Source organism: Nonomuraea montanisoli (assembly GCF_013363975.1).
Lineage (GTDB): Bacteria > Actinomycetota > Actinomycetes > Streptosporangiales > Streptosporangiaceae > Nonomuraea > Nonomuraea montanisoli.
This window is the reverse complement of record NZ_JABWGN010000016.1, coordinates 1-21337: the sequence shown is the minus strand read 5'-3', so window position 1 is coordinate 21337 and position 21337 is coordinate 1. Positions and strand designations below refer to the sequence as shown.

The 21337-nt window shown below is 72.8% G+C and carries 21 protein-coding genes and 1 tRNA gene; 11 read left to right on the top strand and 11 right to left on the bottom strand.

The features are described 5' to 3' along the window. Positions 1-99: 99 nt before the first annotated feature. Positions 100-2046, bottom strand: coding sequence for a DUF3352 domain-containing protein (locus HTZ77_RS34850; RefSeq protein ID WP_175594181.1), 1947 nt, complete (start codon positions 2044-2046; stop codon positions 100-102). Positions 2047-2230: 184 nt separating this feature from the next. Here HTZ77_RS34850 and HTZ77_RS34845 point away from each other — a divergent pair, with 184 nt between their 5' ends. The 3 genes from HTZ77_RS34845 to HTZ77_RS34835 all read left to right on the top strand — a co-directional run bounded on the left by HTZ77_RS34845 (position 2231) and on the right by HTZ77_RS34835 (position 4658). Beyond that, positions 2231-3022 (top strand): thioesterase family protein, encoded by a 792-nt coding sequence (locus HTZ77_RS34845; RefSeq protein WP_175594006.1) that lies wholly within the window; start codon positions 2231-2233, stop codon positions 3020-3022. Positions 3023-3085: 63 nt separating this feature from the next. Next, a complete protein-coding gene (gene murI, locus HTZ77_RS34840; protein ID WP_175594005.1) occupies positions 3086-3937 on the top strand; it encodes a glutamate racemase in 852 nt (283 codons plus the stop codon). Continuing rightward, positions 3906-4658, top strand: a complete 753-nt coding sequence (locus HTZ77_RS34835; RefSeq protein ID WP_175594004.1) for an MBL fold metallo-hydrolase — start codon at positions 3906-3908, stop codon at positions 4656-4658. Before murI ends, HTZ77_RS34835 begins: the two co-directional genes overlap by 32 nt. A 25-nt stretch (positions 4659-4683) precedes the next feature. On the opposite strand, the gene HTZ77_RS34830 is transcribed toward HTZ77_RS34835, so the two are convergent. Beyond that, positions 4684-5925 carry an MFS transporter gene (locus tag HTZ77_RS34830; protein WP_235995621.1) on the bottom strand — a complete coding sequence of 414 codons (1242 nt, stop codon included), beginning with the start codon at positions 5923-5925 and terminating at the stop codon, positions 4684-4686. 68 nt (positions 5926-5993) lie between these two features. Between HTZ77_RS34830 and rph the strand changes: the two genes are divergently transcribed. The 5 genes from rph (at position 5994) to HTZ77_RS34805 (ending at position 11130) form a co-directional block, all read left to right on the top strand. After that, positions 5994-6713 carry a ribonuclease PH gene (gene rph, locus HTZ77_RS34825; RefSeq protein WP_175594002.1) on the top strand — a complete coding sequence of 240 codons (720 nt, stop codon included), beginning with the start codon at positions 5994-5996 and terminating at the stop codon, positions 6711-6713. Continuing rightward, complete coding sequence (gene rdgB, locus HTZ77_RS34820) at positions 6710-7306, top strand: RdgB/HAM1 family non-canonical purine NTP pyrophosphatase (protein ID WP_175594001.1); 597 nt, start codon at positions 6710-6712, stop codon at positions 7304-7306. The genes rph and rdgB overlap by 4 nt, the downstream gene beginning before the upstream one ends. Before the next feature lie 91 nt (positions 7307-7397). Beyond that, positions 7398-9188: a molybdopterin-dependent oxidoreductase gene (locus tag HTZ77_RS34815; protein ID WP_328808946.1), complete on the top strand. Its 1791-nt coding sequence runs from the start codon at positions 7398-7400 to the stop codon at positions 9186-9188. A 1017-nt stretch (positions 9189-10205) separates the two neighbouring features. Further along, on the top strand, positions 10206-10835 hold the full coding sequence (locus tag HTZ77_RS34810) for a toxin glutamine deamidase domain-containing protein (RefSeq protein ID WP_328808945.1): 630 nt from the start codon (positions 10206-10208) through the stop codon (positions 10833-10835). Between the two features lie 25 nt (positions 10836-10860). Continuing rightward, positions 10861-11130 (top strand): hypothetical protein, encoded by a 270-nt coding sequence (locus tag HTZ77_RS34805; RefSeq protein WP_175593999.1) that lies wholly within the window; start codon positions 10861-10863, stop codon positions 11128-11130. A 115-nt stretch (positions 11131-11245) separates the two neighbouring features. On the opposite strand, the gene HTZ77_RS34800 is transcribed toward HTZ77_RS34805, so the two are convergent. From HTZ77_RS34800 to bcp, 7 genes are all read right to left on the bottom strand, one after another. After that, positions 11246-13756 carry an ABC transporter permease gene (locus tag HTZ77_RS34800; RefSeq protein WP_175593998.1) on the bottom strand — a complete coding sequence of 837 codons (2511 nt, stop codon included), beginning with the start codon at positions 13754-13756 and terminating at the stop codon, positions 11246-11248. Position 13757: 1 nt separating this feature from the next. Next, positions 13758-14522 (bottom strand): ABC transporter ATP-binding protein, encoded by a 765-nt coding sequence (locus tag HTZ77_RS34795; protein ID WP_175593997.1) that lies wholly within the window; start codon positions 14520-14522, stop codon positions 13758-13760. Positions 14523-14674: 152 nt separating this feature from the next. Continuing rightward, positions 14675-15346 carry a response regulator gene (locus HTZ77_RS34790; protein ID WP_235995620.1) on the bottom strand — a complete coding sequence of 224 codons (672 nt, stop codon included), beginning with the start codon at positions 15344-15346 and terminating at the stop codon, positions 14675-14677. After that, positions 15346-16545, bottom strand: coding sequence for a sensor histidine kinase (locus tag HTZ77_RS34785; protein ID WP_456237991.1), 1200 nt, complete (start codon positions 16543-16545; stop codon positions 15346-15348). The genes HTZ77_RS34790 and HTZ77_RS34785 overlap by 1 nt, the downstream gene beginning before the upstream one ends. A 292-nt stretch (positions 16546-16837) precedes the next feature. Next, positions 16838-16910 (bottom strand) — tRNA-Leu (locus HTZ77_RS34780). Further along, positions 16901-17386 carry an HNH endonuclease gene (locus HTZ77_RS34775; RefSeq protein ID WP_205304356.1) on the bottom strand — a complete coding sequence of 162 codons (486 nt, stop codon included), beginning with the start codon at positions 17384-17386 and terminating at the stop codon, positions 16901-16903. The genes HTZ77_RS34780 and HTZ77_RS34775 overlap by 10 nt, the downstream gene beginning before the upstream one ends. A 199-nt stretch (positions 17387-17585) precedes the next feature. Further along, positions 17586-18059 (bottom strand): thioredoxin-dependent thiol peroxidase, encoded by a 474-nt coding sequence (gene bcp, locus HTZ77_RS34770; protein ID WP_175593995.1) that lies wholly within the window; start codon positions 18057-18059, stop codon positions 17586-17588. Positions 18060-18174: 115 nt separating this feature from the next. On the opposite strand from bcp, the gene HTZ77_RS34765 reads away from it, so the two are divergent. After that, positions 18175-18498, top strand: coding sequence for a DUF3618 domain-containing protein (locus HTZ77_RS34765; RefSeq protein ID WP_175593994.1), 324 nt, complete (start codon positions 18175-18177; stop codon positions 18496-18498). Positions 18499-18564: 66 nt separating this feature from the next. Here HTZ77_RS34765 and HTZ77_RS34760 read toward each other — a convergent pair whose 3' ends face one another. After that, positions 18565-19758 carry an amino acid deaminase/aldolase gene (locus tag HTZ77_RS34760; RefSeq protein ID WP_175593993.1) on the bottom strand — a complete coding sequence of 398 codons (1194 nt, stop codon included), beginning with the start codon at positions 19756-19758 and terminating at the stop codon, positions 18565-18567. Positions 19759-19896: 138 nt separating this feature from the next. Between HTZ77_RS34760 and HTZ77_RS34755 the strand changes: the two genes are divergently transcribed. Together HTZ77_RS34755 and HTZ77_RS34750 are read left to right on the top strand one after the other, a co-directional pair. Beyond that, positions 19897-20499 (top strand): DUF6286 domain-containing protein, encoded by a 603-nt coding sequence (locus HTZ77_RS34755; RefSeq protein ID WP_175593992.1) that lies wholly within the window; start codon positions 19897-19899, stop codon positions 20497-20499. A 43-nt stretch (positions 20500-20542) separates the two neighbouring features. Next, complete coding sequence (locus HTZ77_RS34750) at positions 20543-21043, top strand: hypothetical protein (RefSeq protein ID WP_175593991.1); 501 nt, start codon at positions 20543-20545, stop codon at positions 21041-21043. A 77-nt stretch (positions 21044-21120) separates the two neighbouring features. Here the strand turns inward: HTZ77_RS34750 and HTZ77_RS34745 are convergent. After that, a partial coding sequence (locus tag HTZ77_RS34745) for an L-serine ammonia-lyase, iron-sulfur-dependent, subunit alpha (protein ID WP_175593990.1) occupies positions 21121-21337 on the bottom strand: 217 nt, incomplete at its 5' end.

Sequence of the window (21337 nt, the reverse complement as noted above, 5' to 3'; positions counted from 1 at the left end):
CCGGAGAACGACGAAGCCCGGAGAACGACGAAGCCCGGAGAACGACGAAGGCGGCCGGCGTGGAGCCGGCCGCCTTTCGCGTGCGTCACCCTCGGAGGGTCAGTTGAACAGCAGCCGCAGGGAGAACGTCGCGTCCGTGGCGGTCTGCGTGCCGCTCAGGCCGACCGCGCGCAGCACCTGGGCGTTGGCCTTGTCCTCGCCCTCCATGTCCTTCAGGTAGTACTTCTCCACCTTGTCCAGGTCGACGAAGACCGCGAACGTGGCCTTGTCGGCGTCCGGGACGGCCGTGGTGAAGGTCTCGCTGTCGCCCAGCGTGCCCTCCTCCGCGAGCTTCTTGGCGTACTCGTCGGTGGTGGCCACCGTGAACGCGCCGTCCCCGGCGACCTTGGCGAGCTTGGGCGCGGGCTGGCCGCTGGAGGTCATGACCTTCTCGACCTTGTCGTAGACGGCCTGGGCCTTGGCAGGGTCGGTGACGATGCGGACGCCGCCCTTGAGCTGGTCGCTGTCGAGACCCTCGCTGTCCACGGCCACCGTGAGGTTCTTGCCGAGGAACGTGGCCAGGTCGTCCGGGAGCTGGAGGCCGTAGGTCTGCTTCGCCTGCTCGACGAACTGCTTGAACTCGGCGCCGCCGGGAGTCGCCGCCATCGACTTCTCGATGTCGGCCCACTTCTTGGTGACGATCTGGTCGAGGCCCGAGATGGACAGCGCGCCGGCGGTGGAGGCGGGCAGCGTGCTCAGCTTGGCGCCCTCCAGGTCACCGTCCACGAAGCCCTCGGCGCCGCGCACCACGCCCGCCAGCTCGGCGTACGCGCTGTCGAAGCGGAGCGCGCCGGCGAAGCGGGCGTTCTTCACCTGCTCCAGCGCCTTGGCCTCCTCGGCGTTCATGTCCTCGGTGGCCAGCTTGCCGATCTCGCCGAGACGGGTCCAGAAGGACAGCACGCCCTGCTCGCCCACGGCGTCGAGGTCGTCGGAGAAGTCGGGGGCGGTGGCCAGGCTGCCGGTCTCGGCGGCGTACTTGTCGGCCTTGGCCTGCTCGTCGGTGAGCAGCGCGTAGTCGTCGCGGAAGGCGATGCCGTACTTCTCGTCCTTGCCCATCAGCTTCGCGATGCCGGCCTTGGCGGCTTCCTCGTCCTTCACCTGGACGGCCACCGCGAACTCCGGCTCCTTGCCGCCGGCCGCCGGCGGCATCACGGCCATGCCGATCCGGCTGCCCAGCCACGGGTCCACGTCGCGGGCGAAGTCCATCTTGGCCAGGTTGTCGTCGCCGCCGTCCTTCTTGAGGGCGTTGAACAGGGCCTGGCGCGGGTCCTCGCCGGTGAAGGCGTCCTTGGTCACGGAGAACTTGCGGCCGATCTGGAAGAGCGCCAGCTTCTGGTTGGCGGCCGGGTCCAGGTCGAGCCGGGCGTAGGCGATCGCGTTGGGCGGCAGCACCTCGTGCGGCTGCGTGCCGCCGCCGCCGATCGCGCCCACGGCCCAGACGGCGCCGCCGCCGAGCAGCACCACGGCGAGGGCGGCGGCCACGGCGATGATCCAGCCCTTGCGGCCCTTGCCGGCCGGCTGCGCGGGACCGAACCCCTCGGGCCCCTGCTGCTGCCATCCCTGCTGGCCGTGGCCCTGCTGGTCCTGCCGGCCGTAGCCCTGCTGGAGGTGGTCCTGCTGGCCGTAGCCGCCCTGCTGCGGGCCGTACGGCTGCTGGCCGTAGCCGGCCTGCTGGCTGAAGGCGGCCTGGCCGTGGTCGGGCTGTCCGTACGCGGGCTGGCCGTAGGACGGCTGCTGCCCGTACCCGGGCTGCTGCCCATAGCCGGGCTGCTGCCCGTATCCAGTTTGCTGCCCGTAGCCGGGCTGCTGTCCGTAGCCGGGCTGCTGCCCCGAGGACGCCTGCTCCCCGTACGGGGCCTGCTGGCCGTACTGACCGCCCGCGTACGGCTGCTGCGGCGGGTACGGCTGGCCGAGCGGCGCGGTCTGGTTGGGGGGCTGCTCCTGGCTCCAGCGGTAGGCCGTCGTCCGATCAGGATCCTGGCCATGAGGGGGATTATTCGCAGACATCACTCAACTCACAATGTGGACTTATGACCACAGGCAAAGTAACGGATGTTGCTGTACGGGCGCTTGCAATGCACTGAAGACTTTGTCCCGCCGGCCGTTTCCCCTGCTGAGTGCGCTGACATCGCGATGGCGTAGAGTGTGCGAGCTACTAGAATATAGTTCGGTACCGTGTGAGGCAGGGCTGATGACCAAGTTCGACGAGGCCACGCAGGCGATCAGGGTCGACGAGACCACCTACGACGTCTGTCTCGACCCCGGCTACGCCATCGGCGGGCCGCTCAACGGCGGCTACCTGATGGCCGTGCTGCTGCGGGCCGTGGTGGACTCCTCGCCGTTCGAGCACCCGGTGAGCACCACCGCCCAGTTCCACCGCTCCCCGGCCGCCGGCCCGGCGCGGGTCCGGGTCGAGCAGCTCAAGGCGGGCAGGACGGTCGCCTTCGCCCGCGCGTCGCTGGTCCAGGAGGGCGTCCCCCAGATCGAGGCGCTGGTGACGACCGCCACGCTCCAGGACGACGAGCCCACGTATGCCGATGAAACGGGATATGTCATGCCGCGTCCTGAAGACTGTGTCCGGCTGCCCGACCCCAAGCCCGAGTCCGGCATGACGCTCAACGCCCAGCTCGACATGCGTTTCGACCCGCCCACGATCGGCTGGCTGAGCGGCCGGCCCACGGGCCGGCCCGAGTCGCGGGCGTACTTCCGGATGGCCGAGCCCCAGGACCCCGACCCGTACGTGCTCGCCCTCGCCGTCGACGCGCTCCCGCCCGTGGTCTTCTCCGCCGGGGCGCGCGGCTGGGCCCCCACCGTGGACCTGACCTGGCACCTGCGCGCCCTGCCCGCACCCGGCTGGCTCACGCTCATCGGCAGCGGCCGGCTGGTGTCCGGCGGCTGGTTCGACGAGGAGGTGGAGGTGCGCGACTCCCGGGGCCGCCTCGTGGCGCAGTCCCGGCAACTGGCGCGCGTGGGACGGGGGTGACACGAACGCACTGTGAGCATTCTTACGCAGTGCGCGGGACGCGGGTCGCCTACCCTCTGAGACGTGCCAGACGCGAGCATCGGGATCTTCGACAGCGGGGTGGGCGGCCTGACGGTCGCCCGGGCGATCATCGACCAGCTTCCCCACGAGTCCATCACCTATGTGGCCGACACGGCACACCAGCCGTACGGGCCGAAGAGCATCGCCGAGCTGCGCGCGTACGCCCTTGAGGTGATGGACCACCTCGTCGCCGACGACGTCAAGATGCTCGTCATCGCCTGCAACAGCGCCAGCTCCGCCGTGCTGCGCGACGCGCGCGAGCGCTATGACGTCCCCGTGGTCGAGGTGATCCAGCCCGCCACCCGCCGCGCGGTGCGGGCCACCCGCACCGGTGAGGTGGGCGTGATCGCCACCCGGGCCACCGTCGCGTCGATGGCCTACCACGACGCCTTCGCCGCCGCCCCCCACGTACGCCTGACCAGCGTGGCCGCCCCACGCCTGGTCGAGTACATCGAGCGGGGGGACACGACGAGCGAGGAGGTCATCGAGGCGGTCCGGGAGTACCTCGTCCCGATCCGCGAGGCCGGGTGCGACACCCTCATCCTCGGCTGCACCCACTACCCGCTCCTCACCGGCGCCATCTCCTATGTCGTCGGCGACGAGGTCACGCTGGTCTCCAGCGCCGACGAGACGGCCAAGGACGTCTATCGGATCCTGCACGACCGTGGCCTGGCGGCCGGAAGCGACGTCACCCCCCGGCACCGCTTCCGCGCCACCGGCGACTCCACGCTGTTCGCCCAGCTGGGACGGCGTTTCCTGGGCCCGGAGATCGACGCGGTCGAAGTCACACCAGTGGGGGGTACTACCAGCAACGGAGGCCCACATGAAGGTGACCATCATCGGCTGCTCGGGTAGCTTCCCGGGCCCCGACAGCCCCGCGTCGTGCTACCTGGTCGAGGCCGAGGGGTTCCGGCTGCTGCTCGACTTCGGCGCGGGCGCCCTCGGCGTCCTGCAACGGCACATCGGCCTGTACGACGTGGACGCCATCTGCCTGTCCCACCTGCACGCCGACCACTGCCTCGACATGTGCGGTTACCACGTGGCCCGCACGTACGGCCCCGAGGCGCCGTACCCCCGCGTGCCCGTCATCGCCCCGGCCGACGCCTCGAAGCGGCTGGCCGCCGCGTACGGCATGCCCGACGAGCCGGCGCTGGAGACGGCCTTCGACTTCAGGACGCTGACGCCCGGCACGTTCGAGGTGGGACCGTTCACGCTGACGGCCCGCCTGGTCAACCACCCCGTCGAGGCGTACGGCTTCCGCGTCTCCCACGGCGGCCGGGCGATCGCCTACTCCGGCGACACCGGCGAGTCGGCCGAGCTGGTCAAGCTGGCCGAGGACGCCGACCTCATGCTCTGCGAGGCGTCCTTCGTCGACCGTCCCGGGCTGCCCGCCGACCTGCACCTGTCCGGCCGCCAGGCCGCCGTCCACGCGGCCAAGGCCCGCGCCGGAAGGCTGGTGCTCACGCACCTCGTGCCCTGGAACGACCAGGCCACCGTGCTCGACGACGCCTCCCGCGGCGGCTACGGCGGCCCGATCGAGCTGGCGCGTAGCGGCGCCGTCTACGACCTGGCCTGAGAGCTCGTCACGGCTCGGAGGCCCGTCATGACTCGGCGCGGGCCTGGTCGAAGTCGCGTATGCGCGGCAGCGGCGAGAACAGCAGCGGCACGAACGACACCAGCCGGCCGCACATGAACACCCAGAGCGCAGTCCGCACGCCGAGGTGCTGGGCCACGAGCCCGCCGAGCAGCGCGCCCACCGGCATCATGCCCCACACGACGAAGCGCACCGTGGCGTTGACCCGGCCCAGCATGCCCTCCGGCGCCACCGTCTGCCGGTAGGTGAGCTGGCCGACGCCGTAGAGGATCGCCCCCCACGACAGCGCGATCGACGTGATGGTGAAGAACGACACACGCCAGTCGGCCTGCGTCATCGGGAGAAGCAGGCCGAACGGCGAGGACACGACGATCGACAACCACGTCACCCGGGCGGTGCCGTACCTGGCGAACAGCCTGCTCCCGGTGAGCCCGCCGAGCAGCCCGCCCACCGCGCCCGACATGAGCAGCACGCCGATCACCCCCGGCGCGAGCCCCACCTCCTCGGAGAGGAACAGCACCGACAGCCCGAGCACGGCGCTGATGCACAGGTTCGTGCCGGCGGTCGTGACGACGATCGCCCGCAGCAATCGGTCGCCCCAGACGAACACCAGCCCCTCGCGGATGCCCTCCCACAGGCCGCTTCGCCGGTCCTCCGGGCGCACCCGCCGGTCCGGGGTCCTGATGGAGGCGATGAAGAGCGCCGAGCCGAGAGAGGCCAGCGCGGTGGCGAGCACCGTCAGCACCGGGCCGAGCGCCTGCACCAGCACCCCGCCCAGGCTCGGCCCGGCCAGCGCGCCCCCCGAACGCACGAACTCGAGCTTGGAGTTGCCGCCGCTCAGGTTCGGCCGGTCGATCAGCTCGGGCAGGTACGTCTGGTCGGCCACGTCCTCGAACACCTGCGCCGTGCCCGCGAGCAGCGCCACCACGAGCAGCATCCCGATGGACAACAGCCCGAACACGTACGCGATCGGGACGCTGGCCAGCAGCACGAACCTGGCCAGATCCGCCGTCATCATGACGCGGCGCTTGGGCAGGCGGTCCACCCAGACGCCGGCGGGTAACCCGATCGCCAGGAACGCCGCGGTCTGCAGGGCGGACAACAGGCCGACCTCAAGGGCGTCGGCGTGCAGGACCAGAACGGCGACCAGCGGGAACGCCACCCGGGAGATGTTCGACCCGAGTTCGTTGGCCCCATGCGAGCTGAGGAACCTGAGGAAGTCAGGGCTCCGCAACACCCCCGTTGTCATTGCGTAAGGATCCATGTGGTGGACACTTTCGGTCAAGGGTGTCACAGCGCGGAGATAGGGTGAAGTGCATGTCTCGACAGGATGGCCGCACCCCCGACCAGCTACGCCCGATCACCATAACCAGGCGGTGGCTCGCCCACGCCGAGGGCTCGGTGCTCGTGGAGTTCGGCGGCACGCGGGTGCTGTGCGCCGCCTCGGTCCAGGACAGCGTGCCGCGCTGGCGCCGCGGCAGCGGCCAGGGGTGGGTGACCGCCGAGTACGCCATGCTGCCGCGCGCCACCAACACGCGCAACGACCGCGAGTCGGTCCGCGGCAAGATCGGCGGGCGCACCCACGAGATCTCCCGGCTGATCGGCCGCTCGCTGCGGGCCTGCGTCGACTACAAGGCGCTCGGCGAGAACTCCATCCTGCTCGACTGCGACGTCCTCCAGGCCGACGGCGGCACCCGCACCGCCGCGATCACCGGGGCGTACGTCGCGCTGGCCGACGCCGTCGCCTGGATGCGCGAGCGCAAGATGTGCCCGGGCGACCCGCTGGTCGGCTCCGTCTCGGCCGTCTCGGTCGGCGTCGTCGGCGGCGTGCCGATGCTCGACCTCTGCTACACCGAGGACGTGGCCGCCGAGACCGACATGAACGTCGTCATGACCGGCTCCGGCAGCTTCGTCGAGGTGCAGGGCACGGCCGAGGGCGCCCCGTTCGACCGCGGCGCGCTCGACCAGCTGCTCGACCTGGCCGCGGCCGGCTGCGAGGAGCTGACGCTGATCCAGGCGGAGGCGCTCGGACGATGAAGATCGTGCTCGCCACCCGCAACCCGGGCAAGATCGTCGAGCTGCGCCGCATCCTGTCGGGGTTCGACATCGTGGGCCTGGAGGAGTTCCCCTCGATCGGCGAGGTGGCCGAGACGGGGGTCACGTTCGAGGAGAATGCCCTGCTCAAGGCGCATGCCGTCGCCCAAGGCTCCGGGCTGCCCGCGGTGGCCGACGACTCCGGCCTGTGCGTCGACGTGCTGAGCGGCATGCCGGGCGTCTTCTCCGCCCGCTGGTCCGGCCGCCACGGCGACGACCAGGCCAACCTCGACCTGCTGCTGGCGCAGGTCTCCGACGTCCCCGCGGATCGGCTGACGGCCCACTTCGCGTGCGTGGCGGCGCTGGCGCTGCCGTCGGGGGAGACGCGGGTGGTCGAGGGCGATCTGCCCGGGCGGCTGGTCGTCACGCCGCGCGGGTCCCACGGGTTCGGGTACGACCCGATCTTCGTGCCCGACGGCGAGACCCGGACGACGGCGGAGATGGCGCCGGAGGAGAAGGACGCGATCAGCCACCGGGGCCGCGCCTTCCGCGCCCTCGCCCCGCTGGTGCGCGAGCTGCTGTCGCCGTCCTCCTGACGTGCCGCACCGGTGTCCTCCGGCGACTCACCGGGGTCCCGTAACCGGCGTGTAAGAACCGGAGGGCGCAGCCCGGCGTAGCGTCGGAACCGTGCAGAGGACAGACAGGGCGCCCGCGTGGGCGGGCGCGCTCGCGGGCCTGACGGCCGGGGCGGTCGCGCTCGGGATCGCCCAGCTCGCGGCCGCGATCGTCGGGCCGAAGACGTTCCCGGTGGTGGCGGTCGGCGACGTGGCGGTGGACCTGACGCCCGCGCCGGTCAAGGACTTCGCGATCAACACGTTCGGGGCCAACGACAAGACCGTCCTCGTCGGGGGCGTGCTCGTGGTGCTGGCCCTGATCGCCGCGGCGCTGGGGATCGCGGCCAGGTGGCGGCCGGTGTACGGCTACGCGGGGCTCGTGGCGTTCGGCGTCGTGGGCGTGCTGGCGGTGCTGACCCGGCCGGGGGCCGGGGTCGCGTGGGTGGTGCCGACGGTGGTGGGCGTGGCGGCCGGCATGTGGACCCTCCGGGCGCTCGTCCGGCGCACGGGTCTCGCCTCCCGGGCGGCCGTCGCGTACGGGACGGCTGACGCGGATGCTGACGCTGACGCGGATCGGACGGACGCGGATCGGACGGACGCCGACCGAACGGATGCGGATCGGACGGTCGCCGATCGCGCGGTGGAGGGGGAGCCCGGGACGCCGATGGGACCGGGGCCGGAGGCGGAGCCGGGGCCGGGGCCTGAGGTCGAGCGGCCCGTGGTGATGCGGCCCGTGGTGATGCGGCCCGTGGTGATGCGGCCCGTGGTGATGCGGCCCGGGGCGTACGGAGCCGGCGGGTTCGACCGGCGCAGGCTGCTCACCGGTGTCGCGGGCGGCGTGGTGGCGGCGGGGGCGGCCACCGTGCTCGGGCGGGCCCTCGGGAGCCGCCAGGCCGTGGACACCGCCAGGGGTGGCCTGGCGCTGCCTGCACCCGCCGCACCCGCGGCGCCGCTGCCCGCCGGGACGGACTTCCGCATCAGCGGCCTGTCCCCCTTCGTCACCAGGAACCGGGACTTCTACCGGGTGGACACCGCGCTCGTCGTCCCCCAGGTGGACCCGCGCGCCTGGCGGCTGCGCGTCCACGGCATGGTCGACCGGCCGATCGAGCTGACCTTCGACGACCTGCTGCGGCGCCCCCTCACGGAGGCCGACATCACGCTGACCTGCGTGTCCAACCCGGTCGGCGGCGAGTACATCGGCAACGCCCGCTGGCTCGGCGTCCGCATGGCCGACGTGCTGCGCGAGGCCGGGCTGCAGTCCGGCGCCGACATGCTGCTGTCCACCTCCGAGGACGGCTTCACCTGCGGCACCCCGGTGGACGTGGTCATGGACGGGCGCGACGCGCTGTTCGCCGTGGCCATGAACGGTGAGGTGCTGCCCGTGGACCACGGCTTCCCGGTGCGGCAGGTGGTGCCGGGACTGTACGGGTACGTCTCGGCCACCAAGTGGGTGGTGGACGTGAAGGTGACGCGCTTCGACCGGGACGAGGCATACTGGACGCCGCGCGGCTGGGCCGCCAAGGCGCCGATCAAGACGCAGTCCCGCATCGACCTGCCCCGGCAGGGGGCCACGCTGCGATCGGGCCGGACGACCATCGCCGGGGTCGCCTGGGCGCAGCACACGGGGATCGAGGCCGTGGAGGTGCGCGTGGACCGCGGGGAGTGGCGGCGGGCGCGCCTCGCCGCGGTGCCGGGACCGGACACGTGGCGGCAGTGGGCGCTCGACTGGGACGCCGCACCCGGCCGCCACACGATCGAGGTGCGGGCCACGGACGCCGCCGGCCGTACCCAGGGGGAGCAGCAGGAGCCGCCCGCCCCGGACGGCGCGACGGGCTGGCACACGATCACGGTGCAGGTCGCCTGACGGGTCCGCGCTGTCCCGCTTCTCCGCGTTTGTGCAGGTAAGGCGGGTGGATCGTGGCGGCCGAACTTGCCGAGTGCCCCTCCTGGCCGGGACGACGGCCCTACGATCGGCGTCGAGCACGACAGGAGGCAGGACGTGACCCGCGACCGCAAGTCCCGCGCCCGGTGGGTCCTTCCCGGAGGGCGCTACGACCCGGTGGTGGGGGACGGCGTGCGGTGGCGCGACTACGAGCGCGCCGCCGCCCCCACCCCCACCGACCCCGGCCCGCCCGACCCGGCCGCGCCGGACCACCGATCGCCGGCCCTCGCCGTGCTCCTGGGAGAACGCCCGCCGGACGAGTTACTGCCGGACCCGGCGACGGCGTTCCCGCCCGCGCTCCTGCCGGACGCGCCGACAGCGTTCCCGACTGCGCGGCCGGACGCCTCCGCGCCCCTTCCGACTGCGCGGCCGGCCGCCTCCGCGCCCCCTTCGTTCGCGTGGTCGGATGCGTCGGGGGCCCTTTCGTCCGTGTGGTCGGATGCGTCCGCGGCCCTTTCGCCTGCGCGGTCGGAGGCGTCCGCGGCCCCTTCGTCCGCGCGGCTGGAGGCGGAGGCAGCCCTCGCTCACCCGGCGGCCCCGCCCTCGGCGTCGCACGTCCGGCCTGGGGCGGCCGGCGCGACGTCCCCGGCGGGGCGTGCCGCGCCCGGAGACACCCGAACAGGTGACCCCGCAGGCGGCGACCCCTGGGAAGCCCTCGCGCCGGCTCCCCCGAGAGACCTCAACCGGGATGCCAGGAGAGACCTCACCAGGGACGTCAGGGGAGATCTCACCGGGGAGGCCACGAGGGACCTCGTCAGCGACGCCACGAGCCACCTCATCGGGGATCCCACGAGAAGCGCCGCACCGGAGACCATGCGGCACGACGTTCGCGAATCCGCGCCGGACGGCCTCCGGGCGGCGTGGGCGGCCCCCGGTCATCGGCCCCCCACGGGCCCGGCCGGGTGGGCGGCGTCGGGCGGGGGAGACCCGGGCAGGCCCGTGGCGGCCCCCGACTGGTTCGACGGGCCCGCCAGGCCGCCGCGGCTGGCCGACTGCCGCCCGTACGGCGCCGCGGGAGGGCTGGCGCGGCCCGACCCGCAGGTCGAGCACGACCTGCGCCGGGCCGTCCCGCCCGGCACGCGCTTCCCCGACCCGCGCGGCACCTGGGTGAGGCTCATCAACGGCGGCGGCCCCGCCGACGACCCGTTCCGGGCCTCCAACGCCGCCGACTGCGCGCTCGCGGTGCTGTCCACCTGGCACGGCGAGCCTGCCGCCGCGGCGCCCCGGCACCCCGAGTACGACCGGCTCGGCCGCCCGGTGCTGACCGGCGAGACGGGCGGCGCGGCCAGGATCGAGCGCTGGGTCGGGCACCGGTTCCAGTACGCCGGGCACGGGCGGCACGCCTACCCGCTGGTGGCGCGGCGGCTGATCGAGGCCGGGCACGGGGCCGCGGCCATCATCGTCGTGCGCTGGCCCGGCGGCGGCTCCCACGCGTGGAACGCCGTGAACTTCGGCGGCGAGGTCATCTGGATCGACGCCCAGCGCGGCCACATGGCGGTCGATCCTCCCTACACGACGGTGACCGGGGTGTTCTGCGTCATCGTCGACCGGTACGGGCGGCCGCGGTGACCCGCGGCGGGCAGGGGTGAGCGCCGTGGACCTCGACCAGGCCCGGGCGGTGGCGGAGGAGTACTTCAACGGGGTCCGGCCGGTGGACGACCCCGTGCGGGTGGGGGTCCACGGGTTCGGCGAGGGGTACGTGGCGTGGATCCGGGAGCCCGACCCCGACGACCCGGCCACGCTGCCGGGCACCGTCGGGGGCGGCTGCATCGTGATCGACCGGGTGTCCGGGGAGATCGTGAGCCGTCCGCTGCTCGACCCGGAGACGGTGGCCGAGCTGTGGCCCGGCCGTACCCCTCGCTGAGAAGACCTCCTCACAGCGCGCGCCACGGGGCAGCCGCTCGCCAGAGCGCCGCAAGCGAGGCACAGTCCGGGATCAGCCGCTCGCCAGCGCGTCGCAATCGAGGAGTGAGCCGGGATCAGCCGCTCGCCAGCGCGCCGACGATCGAGGCGCGGGCCGCGCGCCGCGCCGGCAGCACCGCCGCCAGCACCCCCGCGACCCCCGACAGCGCCACGAACAGCGCGACCTGCCCGTACGGCACCGCGTACACCGCCCCGTCGATCATGGCCCGCACGGCGGCCCACCCGAACACCGCGCCCAGCACGACCCCGACCAGCGCCCCGATCAGCCCCAGCACCAGCGCCTCCACCCAGAGCGTCCGCCGTAGCTGCGGCCGGGTGAGGCCGAGGGCGCGCAGCAGCGCCGACTCCCGGGTCCGCTCGTGGACCGACAGCGACAGCGTGTTGGCGATGCCGAGCAGCGAGATGAGGATGGCCAGCCCCAGCAGTCCCGTGACGATCATCAACAGCATGTCCAGGGTCTCGTCGAACTCGCCGCGCACCTCGGTCGAGCTGGACACCTTGACCGTCGGGTACGCCGCGGTCGCCGCGTCCACCACCGCCCGGGACCTCTCCGGCGCCACGCCGTCCCTGGCGTCGATCATCAGCCGGGAGTCGGGCACCGCGCCGAAGTACCGGTCGAAGGCGCCCTCGGCCACGGTCAGCTCCGGCAGCGTCGACTCGGAGGCGTTCAGGACGGCGACGACGGCGAGCCTGACCGCCCTGGCCCGCCCGGTGGCGACCGACAGCGAGTCGCCGACCCGGACGCCGAGCCGCCCCGCCACGTCGTCCGCGACCGCGACCTGACCGTCGCCGAGGCCGCGCATCGTGCCCGCCGTCACGGGAGGAGCCATCGGCCCCCTGTACGTGCCCACCTCCAGGCGGCTCGCGCCGCCCTTCGACCCGCTCACCTTCGCCTCGGCGAAGCGCACCTGCACCACGGAGGCCAGCTCCGGCCGCCGCCGCAGCTCCTCGCCGACCGAGCGGGGGATCGTGGAGTCGCGCTCCTGGGTGGCCACCATGTAGTCGATGGGGAACTGGTCGTCCAGCTTGGCGGTCAGCGTCACCCGGGTGGAGGCGGTGAGCACGGAGATGAGCGTCATCAGCGTCACGCCCACGGTCAGCGCGACCGTGGTGGTGGCCGCCCGCTTCGGGTTGCGGCCGGAGTTGTCCACGGCCAGCCGTCCCGGCACGCCGAACAGCCGGGCCGGGACCGCCCCGATGACCGCGCTGAGCGGCCTGACCAGCACGGGCCCGAGGATCATCACGCCGAGGAACGTCACCGCGCCCCCGGCCATGACCACGACCAGCGACACCTGCTGCCCCGGCTCCAGCGCCAGCGCGCCGACCCCGGCCAGCCCCAGACCGGTCAGCAGGAACAGTCCCGCGGCGAGCACCCGGATCAGGCCGGTGCGGAACACCTGCTCCTCCACCTGCGTGCGCAGCGCCGCCACCGGCGCGACCCGCGTGGACGTGCGGGCCGGCAGCACCGCCGAGCCGACGGTGACGAGCAGGCCCACGGCCAGCCCGATGACGATCGTGCCCGGCGCCAGCCGCACGGAGGCGCCGGTCGGCAGCGGCGCATCCAGAGCGCCCAGGACCGCGAGCGTCGCCGCGCCCAGCCCGTAACCGGTGAGCAGCCCGAGCACCGACGACAGCACCCCGATCACCGCCGACTCCAGCAGCACCGAGCCGAACACCTGGCCCCGCGTCGCGCCGATGCAGCGCAGCAGCGCCATCTCCCGGGTGCGCTGCGCCACCAGGATCGTGAACGTGTTGTAGATGACCAGCGCCGCCACCAGCATGGACACCAGTCCGAACATGAGCAGACCCACGGTCAGCGCCTTCGTCTCGACGCCGGCCTGCCGGGCGAGCCGTTCCGCGAGCTGCTCTCCGGTGACCACCTCACGGCCGGAGCCGTCCGCCACCGCGGCGACCGCGGTCCGCAGCCGCGCCGGGTCGGCGCCCGCGACGTCGATCTCGCGGAAGCCCTTCTCACCGGTCATCCGCTGCGCCATGGCGGGGGTGAAGCCGACCACGCCGGTGTAGGCGAGCTCCTGGTCCACGCCCGGGTCGAGGAGGCCGACCAGGCGGAACGTCCGCTTGCGGCCCTGGGGGTCCAGCACGGTGATCGTGTCGCCGGTCTTGAGGCCCTGGGCCTTGGCGGTGTTCTCGTCGAGCACCGCCGCCTGGTCGTCGGAGCCCGGGCCCGTGCCCGAGACGATCACGACGCGGTTCAGCGGCCCGGACGCGATCGACAGGGCGGTCGTCGGCGCGTTGCCGGCCGTCTTGCCGTCCTTGCCGATCAGCGGCGCCGGTCCGCGGACGACGCCCTGCGCGTCCGTGACGCCCGGCAGGGCCCGCACCTCCTCCAGCAGCGCCGCGGGCAGGCGGCCGTCCGGCCCCTCGGTCAGCACGGCCACGCCGACCTTTCCGGCGTCGGCCGTGACCTTCTGCGCGAAGCCGGCCTCGATGGTGTCCGTCAGCACGAACGTGCCCGCGATGAACCCCACGCCCAGCGTGATCGCCAGGGACGTGAGCAGCAGCCTGAGCCGGTGCGCCCGCAGGCCGGCCAGCGTGGTCCTCAGCATCTCAGCCTTCCAGCTTCATCAGCGTGTCGAGCACCGACTGCGGCGTGGGCGCGGTCAGCTCCGTGACCAGCCCGCCGTCGCGCAGGAAGATCACCCGGTCGGCGTACGCGGCGGCCACCGGGTCGTGCGTGACCATGACGATCGTCTGCCCCAGCTCCCGCACCGAGGCGCGCAGGAACGACAGCACCTCGGCGCCGCTGCGCGAGTCCAGGTTGCCGGTCGGCTCGTCGGCGAAGATCACCTGCGGCTTGCTGATGAGCGCCCGCGCCACGGCCACGCGCTGCTGCTGGCCGCCGGACAGCTCCGTCGGCCGGTGGCCGAGGCGGTCGCGCAGGCCGACGGTCTCCACGACCCGGTCGAACAGCACCTGGTCGGCCTGGCGGGCCGCGATCTCCAGGGGAAGGCGGATGTTCTGCTCGGCGGTCAGCGTCGGCAGCAGGTTGAACGCCTGGAACACGAAGCCGATCCGCTCGCGGCGCAGCAGCGTCAGCCGCTTGTCGCTGAGGCCGGTCAGCTCCACGTCGCCGATGCGCACGGTGCCCGACGTGGCCGTGTCCAGCCCGGCCAGGCAGTGCATCAGCGTGGACTTGCCCGAGCCGGACGGGCCCATGATGGCCGTGAACGCGCCGGTCTCGAACGTCACGTCCACCTCGCGCAGGGCGTACACCTTCGCGTCGCCCTGGCCGTACACCTTGGTCAGGCCGCGCGCCACGACGGCGGGGGCGGCCCGGCGCCGGCTCCCGGTCTCGGTCTCGGTGATGGTCACGTTCGCTCCTTCGAGGGGTTGGGGAACGCGACTCACGCTATGAGGGAGATGTGTGAGAAAAATGGGCCCTGAGGAGGGATTTCGTATAAGCCGCCAGATGACGGCGGTCAACCTTTCGGCCGATCCGGCGAGCTCGCGAAGGGGCGTGGGGGTCAGGGGCGCGGGCGGTGGGACGGCACGACGAGCCCCGCCTCGTACGCGTACACGACCGCCTGCGCCCGATCCCGCAGCCCCAGCTTGGCCAGCACCCGCCCCAGATGTGTCTTCACGGTCGCCTCGGCCACCTCCAGCGCGGCGGCGATCTCCAGGTTCGACAGCCCGCGGGCCACCATCCGCAGCACCTCGCGCTCGCGCGGCGTCAGCCCCGCGTCGTCGGGCGGCGCCTGGTCCGGCAGGTTCGCGGCGAACCGGTCGAGCATGCGCCGCAGGGTGCTGGGCGCCATGACCGCGTCCCCGGCGTGCACGGCCCTGATCGCGTTCACCAGGTCGTCCGGCGGCACGTCCTTCAGCAGGAACCCCGACGCCCCCGCCTTCACCGCCGCGAACGCGTACTCGTCGAGGTCGAAGGTCGTCAGGATGAGCACCTTGGGGCCGCGGATCCGGGCGGTCGCCTCGACGCCGTCCATGCCGGGCATGCGCACGTCCATGAGGACGACGTCCACGTCGGCGCCGCGCAGCGTCTCCAGCGCCTGCGCCCCGTCGCCCGCCTCGGCCACCACCTCGATGTCGGGCTGCGCGCCGAGCACCATCCTGAAACCGGCCCGCAGCAACTGCTGGTCGTCGACCAGCATCACCCGGATGCGCGGGCTCCCGGCGCCGCTCATCAGGCGGCCCTCCCGGCGGGAACGGGCAGCCGGGCCAGCACCTCGAACCCGCCGCCCGGGCGCGGCTCCGCCGACACCGCCCCGCCGTACATGCCGACCCGCTCGCGCATCCCGACCAGCCCGTGGCCGTCGTGGCTGCGCGGCGCAGCGGCGCCCCGCCCGTCGTCGGTCACCCGCACCACCAGCTCCGCGCGCCCGTACGTGAGCTCCACCAGCGCCCGCACGCCGGGGCCGCCGTGCTTGAGCGCGTTGGTCAGGGCCTCCTGGATGATGCGGTAGACGGCGAGCTGCTGGCCCTCCGGCAGGTCGCACGGCGGGCCCGTCACCCGCAGCCGCGCCGGGACGCCCGCGCCCCGCACCAGCTCCTCAAGCTGCGCGAGCCTCGGCTGGGGGGTGTAGTCGGTGCCGCCCGCGCCGTCGCCGTCCGCGCCGCCGTCCTCCGGGTCCGCGCGCAGCACGCCGACCAGCCGCCGCATCTCGGCCAGCGCGTCGCGGCCGGTGCGGGAGATGTTCCGCACGGCCTGGCGGACCTGCTCGGGGTCGCGGTCGATCATGTAGCCGGCGCCGTCGGCCTGGACCACCATCACGCTGACGTTGTGGGCCACCACGTCGTGCAGCTCGCGGGCGATCCTCGCCCGCTCGGCCGTGGCCGCCAGCCGCGCCTGCTGGTCGCGCTCGCGCTCGGCCCGCTCGGCGCGTTCCTCCAGACCCTCCAGGAAGCGGCGGCGCGTGTTCGCGTACAGGCCGGTCAGCCAGGTGGTCACGACGAAGATGGAGCCGCTGAAGAACATGCTGAACGAGACCGTGTGCCAGTGCACCAGCACCAGGTACACGCCCAGCTCGGCGATCAGCCCGGCCGCCAGCGCCCATCGGAACGCGCACCCGTAGGCCACCGACCACAGAGCCAGCAGCACCGACAGGTTCGCCGGGACGGGGTCGAAGCCGAGCGCCCACTGCCCGAAGGAGACGAGCGACACGGCCGCGAACGTCTCCAGCGGCCTGCGCCGCTGCCACAGCAGCGGGACGATCAGCAGGGCCGACAGGACCACGTACTGGGCCAGATGGAGCGACGCGCCGGTCCCCGTCACGTTCGCCCGGACGGTCACCAGCGCCAGCAGTGCGAGAGGCGCTCCCCGGAGGGCGTCCATCACCTTGGCATGGCGCTTGGACCATGCATGTACCCTGCCGAACACATCCATACGATATGTACGGCCTACTGGAGCTGTGTCCGCCTGAAGGTGGAAGTCGGTGTACGACCCAGGTCTGACATTCGTCCCGGTCTTACGCCAGCCTTACGGCTCCACGGGCATAGTTGACCTTGGGAGCGCCCCGTACGGGGCAGTAAAGGGAGATCGTGATGGCGGATCATGATCGCGAAGTTGGGTCGCGCGGCGACGAGGAAGCGCCGCGCGACCCGGTCCCCGGGACGCAGCCTCCCTCGCCATCGCCTTGCCGACGCCTCCACCCCCGGACAGACTCCGGGACGAGATGTAGGGCCGGTGGGATTCGAACCCACACTTACAGCCACCTAAAGACTGCGCCTCTGCCATTGGGCTACGACCCCTTGGTCGCCTTTCCCCGACCGGCGTAATTGTCGGTCTGGGAGTGGCAATTCGGGCAGAGAAAGCGCAGATTCTCCAGGCGATTGTCGAGCCAATTCCCGTTCATGTGGTCGACATGGAGCGTAAGCGGCTTTCCCTGCCACGTCCCGTCAATCCTACAGGCTGCGCAGGCGTAGGGAACCCCGGCTTCCCGTAGTGCCCGGCGCAGTGTCGGCGCCTTCTCGCGTATCGACTCGGGAGGGCGGAGCACGAGAATCTGCTCGTGCGCTCTCATGCTGTGGGAGCGCTTCCCGCGGCCGTGGGCCTGGCCCACGAAATGCGAGGTGTCGATGCCGTAGTGCCTGAGGCGGCGGCTGATGTGCGCATGGCTCCCACCGGTCCACTTGACGCCGAGACGGCGCAGCACGTCGGCCACGCTCACGGAAGCCGCCGCCGCCTCCTCTAGCAGCTCACGCGTGTACTTGATATAAGGCGCCATGGCACCAAGCGCAGGAAAGGGCACTGACATTTCCCGGTGAGCCATACGTTCTGCGCAATTTATCGCGATCTTTCAGGTATGTCGTGCTTGGTGGAGAGCGGAAGGCGCATGACGGCGAGGGCGCGGGCCCGGGAAGGGTTCCGGGGGCCGGGCGCCGGCGTACCGGCCTACTCGGACGCGCTGCCCGCCCCCGGGCGGGTCAGGCGAGGCCGAGCTTCTTCTTCAGGGACGCGACGTGCCCCGTGGCCTTCACGTTGTAGAGCGCCTGCTCGATCTTTCCGTCGGCGTCGACGACGAAGGTCGAGCGGATGACGCCGACGACCTCCTTGCCGTACAGCTTCTTGGTGCCGTACGCGCCGTACGCCTTGTGGACCTCCAGCTCGGGGTCGGACAGCAGCGGGAACGTCAGCGCGTCGCGCTCCACGAACTTGTCCAGCTTGGCGGGCTTGTCCTTGGACACGCCGAGCACGACGAATCCTTCGGCGGTGAGCTGCGCCAGGTTGTCGCGGAAGTCGCACGCCTGCTTGGTGCAGCCCGGCGTCATGGCGGCCGGGTAGAAGTAGAGGATCACGCGCCGGCCCCGGAAATCGCCCAGGGAGACGGTGTTTCCGCCCGCTGCGGGTAGCGTGAACTCGGGCGCGGCGTCGCCGGGCGCGAGCTTGGTTTCGGTCATGGGTCCTCCTGAGTACGTCCAGCAAAACCTACCGGGCCGCCATGCCGTCCGCCCGCCGTGCCGTACCCGGTAGCGACCTGACAGACTGATCACGAGCGTGGTCGAAAGGAGAGCCATGGCAGACACCGATCCCGACGAGCTGGAGCGCCGGATCGCTCAGACCCGGGCGGAGCTGGCACAGACGGTCGACGCCATCGCCGACCGCGTGAGCCCCAAGCGGGTCAAGGAGCGCACGGTCGCCGACATGAAGGCGCGGGCCGGGTACTTCGTCGCGTCGGTGGGCGACGCGCTGGGGGTGACGCGGCGGCCGGCGACGGGCGACGACCTGGAGCGGCAGTGGGACGACGAGCCGCCCGAGCTGGGGCCCGTGCTGATCGGGGTGGGGGCCGTGCTGGTGCTGGGCGCCGCGGTCATGCTCTGGAAGCGCCGCCGCCGCTGAGCCGCCGTCCCGGCCAGGCGCCGCCGGGGTGTGACTCCCCGGCGGCGGCGTGGTGGCGGGCCGAGGTCAGAGGAAGGTCCTGCCCTCGCCGCGGTACGTCGGGACCGTGCCGACGAGCTCGTCCCCCTCGATGAGGTGCAGCGCCGCGAAGCGCTCGCACATCTCGCCCGCCTTGGCGTGCCGGAACCACACCCGGTCGCCCACCCGCAGGTCCTCGGCCGCCTTGCCGAGCAGCGGGGTCTGCACCTCTCCGGCCCCCTCGTCGGGCGCGTAGCGCAGCCCGGGCGGCAGGTACGGCTGGGGCAGGCGGCTGAGGTCGGGCGCGCCGGAGGCGAGGTAGCCGCCGCCGAGGACCGTGACCGTGTCCGGTCCCGGGCGGCGGACCACGGGCAGCGCGAAGAGCGCCGCCGGGCGTCCGGTGAAGGACCGGTAGAAGTCGAACAGGCGCGGATGGAAGAACCCCGAGCCGGCCGCGACCTCGGTGACGGCCTTCTCGCGCACGGTCCGCTCGACGGAGCCGGTGCCGCCGCCGTTGACGAAGTCGAGGTCGCAGAGCTGGCGTACGGCGTTGACGATGCGCCCTCGGCGCAGGATGAGCTCGCGCGCCGAGCGCTGCTGCATGAGGCGGATGGCGCGGGTCATCGCGGGGTTGCCGGGCGGGTCGTCGCCGACGCCCGCGATCTGCGCCTCGTACGCCATGAGGCCGGCCAGCCGGAACCCGGGCCGCTTGGCGATCTCGGCGGCCAGGTCGGCCGCCTGCTCGGGCTCGCGCACCGAGGAGCGCAACGCGCCTGCCCGGAACTTCCCGCCGAAGGCGACATAGCCCGCGTCGATGTCCAGACATATCCGGATCTCGGGGCGGGGGTGGAGGTCCGCCACGGCGTCGTCCACGTAGTCCAGGTGCTCGACCGAGTCCACGGTGACGGCGATCTCCCGCGCCAGGCGCGGATCGCCCGCCAGCTCGGCGAGCGCCGCCCGGTCGGCCGTCGGGTAGGCCACCAGGATGTCGGTGAACCCGGAGCGCGCCAGCCACAGCGCCTCCGGCAGGGTGAAGGCCATCAGGCCGCGGAAGCCGTCCATGGCCATGATGCGTTCGAGCACCGGACGGCAGCGGATCGACTTGGTCGCCACCCGGATCGGCTTGCCGCCCGCGCGTCGCACGAGGTCGGCGGCGTTGGCCCGCATGGCGTCGAGATCGAGGATGGCGAACGGCGGGTCCAGGGGCGCGGTGGCACGATCGTAACGGGGGCGGGCGTCCATATCAGCAGCGTAACCGTATATCGGGCAATTGAACATGAGGGAAGTTCATGTTGCTCGGGGTCGTCGTAATGATCGGGCAAACCGGCGGCGAGGGCATGATCCATCCGATGCCCGGCCCGTGTACCTGTGGTCGGTGTGATGAGCAGTCTCCAGCAGCTCCTGCCCGGCGTCCTCCTGGAGGCGCAGGACAGTCCGCTCCGCCGTTCCACCCGGGCGCTGAAACCGGCGCGCACCCCGGCCGGGACGGTCGTCGCGCTGACGCTCACCGCCTGCCTCGGCCTGTCGGCCGCCGAGATCGTCGCGGCGCTCGTGGGCAAGCCGCTCGGCTGGGTGCCGCTGGAACGTCTGATCGACCTGGCCGGCCGGCACTCCTGGAACGAGCTGCGCGCCGGGGCGGCGTGGACCGTCGCGGCGGGCGCCGCCCTGCTGCTGCTGGCCGCGATGCCCGGCCGCTGCCGGCTGGTGCCGGTCGAGACGTCCGATCCCGGCATCGTCATCGGCATCACCCGGATCGGCCTGCGCCGCACCCTGCGCGCCGTCGCCCAGGAGGTCGAGGGAGTGTCCAGGGCACGCGTACGGCTGCGCAAGCGCACCATCGAGGTCACCGTGACGACGGCCGCGGAGAGCACGGGCGCGATGCTCCGGCAGGTCGGCGCCGCCGTGGGGGACCGGCTCGCGGGCGTGGGCACGCTCGGCACCGGCGAGGTCGTGGTCCGGCTGCGCAGAAGGAGGAGCTGGTGAGCCCGGCACGGGACACGGCGCGGACGGGCGGGAGGGGCGGACGGTGAGGCAGTACGCCGGGAACCGGGTCGGGCTGGCCGTCGTGGGCGCGGTGCTGATGCTCGTCGGCGCGTACGTGTGGCTGCGCGCGGACGACCGGCTCGGCGGGCTGTCGCCGCGGGCCAAGGTGCTGCCCGAGCAGACCGCGCGGCTGGTCGCCGAGCAGCAGTGGACGCTGTGGGCCGCGGCCCTCGGGCTGATGCTCCTCGGCCTGGTCGCGCTGCGGTGGCTGCTGCTCTGCCTCGGCTGGGGGCGTCAGGGCGTGCGCTCGGGCACGGGAACGGCCATGCTGTGCGTGGGCCTCAAGGACGTGGAGGGGCTGAGTCGCACGGGGGTGCGCGTCGTGGGCGACGGCGACCACCTGCGCATCGCCATCACCTGCGCTCCATCGGCCGACGTGGGCGCGATGGTCGGCAAGCTGGACAAGGAGATCGTGGGGCGCATCCGCCGCGAGGTCCGCGACGACGACACCGGCACGGTCGTCCGCATCCACGTCCGCCGCTGAAGCGCCGCCCGCCCGCCCCTCCAGAGGGACTGACGGGCGGACGCTTCACCACCCGATGACGTCGAGGGCCGGGCAGCTCAGCACTCGATGACGTTGACGGCCAGGCCGCCGCGTGAGGTCTCCTTGTACTTGTCCAGCATGTCGGCGCCGGTCTGGCGCATCGTCTTGATGGCCTTGTCCAGGGCGACGAAGTGGCGCCCGTCGCCGCGCAGCGCGATCCGCGCCGCGGTGATCGCCTTGATCGAGGCCACCGCGTTGCGCTCGATGCACGGGATCTGCACCAGCCCGCCGATC

What these genes read in the sequence shown, in the direction of transcription:
- HTZ77_RS34850 (WP_175594181.1), bottom strand. Translation starts at nt 2,046, where the DNA reads ATGTCTGCGAATAATCCCCCTCATGGCCAGGATCCTGATCGGACGACG.
- HTZ77_RS34845 (WP_175594006.1), top strand. Translation starts at nt 2,231, where the DNA reads ATGACCAAGTTCGACGAGGCCACGCAGGCGATCAGGGTCGACGAGACC.
- HTZ77_RS34835 (WP_175594004.1), top strand. Translation starts at nt 3,906, where the DNA reads ATGAAGGTGACCATCATCGGCTGCTCGGGTAGCTTCCCGGGCCCCGAC.
- HTZ77_RS34830 (WP_235995621.1), bottom strand. Translation starts at nt 5,925, where the DNA reads ATGACAACGGGGGTGTTGCGGAGCCCTGACTTCCTCAGGTTCCTCAGC.
- rph (WP_175594002.1), top strand. Translation starts at nt 5,994, where the DNA reads ATGTCTCGACAGGATGGCCGCACCCCCGACCAGCTACGCCCGATCACC.
- rdgB (WP_175594001.1), top strand. Translation starts at nt 6,710, where the DNA reads ATGAAGATCGTGCTCGCCACCCGCAACCCGGGCAAGATCGTCGAGCTG.
- HTZ77_RS34800 (WP_175593998.1), bottom strand. Translation starts at nt 13,756, where the DNA reads ATGCTGAGGACCACGCTGGCCGGCCTGCGGGCGCACCGGCTCAGGCTG.
- HTZ77_RS34790 (WP_235995620.1), bottom strand. Translation starts at nt 15,346, where the DNA reads ATGAGCGGCGCCGGGAGCCCGCGCATCCGGGTGATGCTGGTCGACGAC.
- HTZ77_RS34785 (WP_456237991.1), bottom strand. Translation starts at nt 16,545, where the DNA reads ATGGATGTGTTCGGCAGGGTACATGCATGGTCCAAGCGCCATGCCAAG.
- HTZ77_RS34775 (WP_205304356.1), bottom strand. Translation starts at nt 17,386, where the DNA reads ATGGCGCCTTATATCAAGTACACGCGTGAGCTGCTAGAGGAGGCGGCG.
- bcp (WP_175593995.1), bottom strand. Translation starts at nt 18,059, where the DNA reads ATGACCGAAACCAAGCTCGCGCCCGGCGACGCCGCGCCCGAGTTCACG.
- HTZ77_RS34765 (WP_175593994.1), top strand. Translation starts at nt 18,175, where the DNA reads ATGGCAGACACCGATCCCGACGAGCTGGAGCGCCGGATCGCTCAGACC.
- HTZ77_RS34760 (WP_175593993.1), bottom strand. Translation starts at nt 19,758, where the DNA reads ATGGACGCCCGCCCCCGTTACGATCGTGCCACCGCGCCCCTGGACCCG.
- HTZ77_RS34755 (WP_175593992.1), top strand. Translation starts at nt 19,897, where the DNA reads ATGAGCAGTCTCCAGCAGCTCCTGCCCGGCGTCCTCCTGGAGGCGCAG.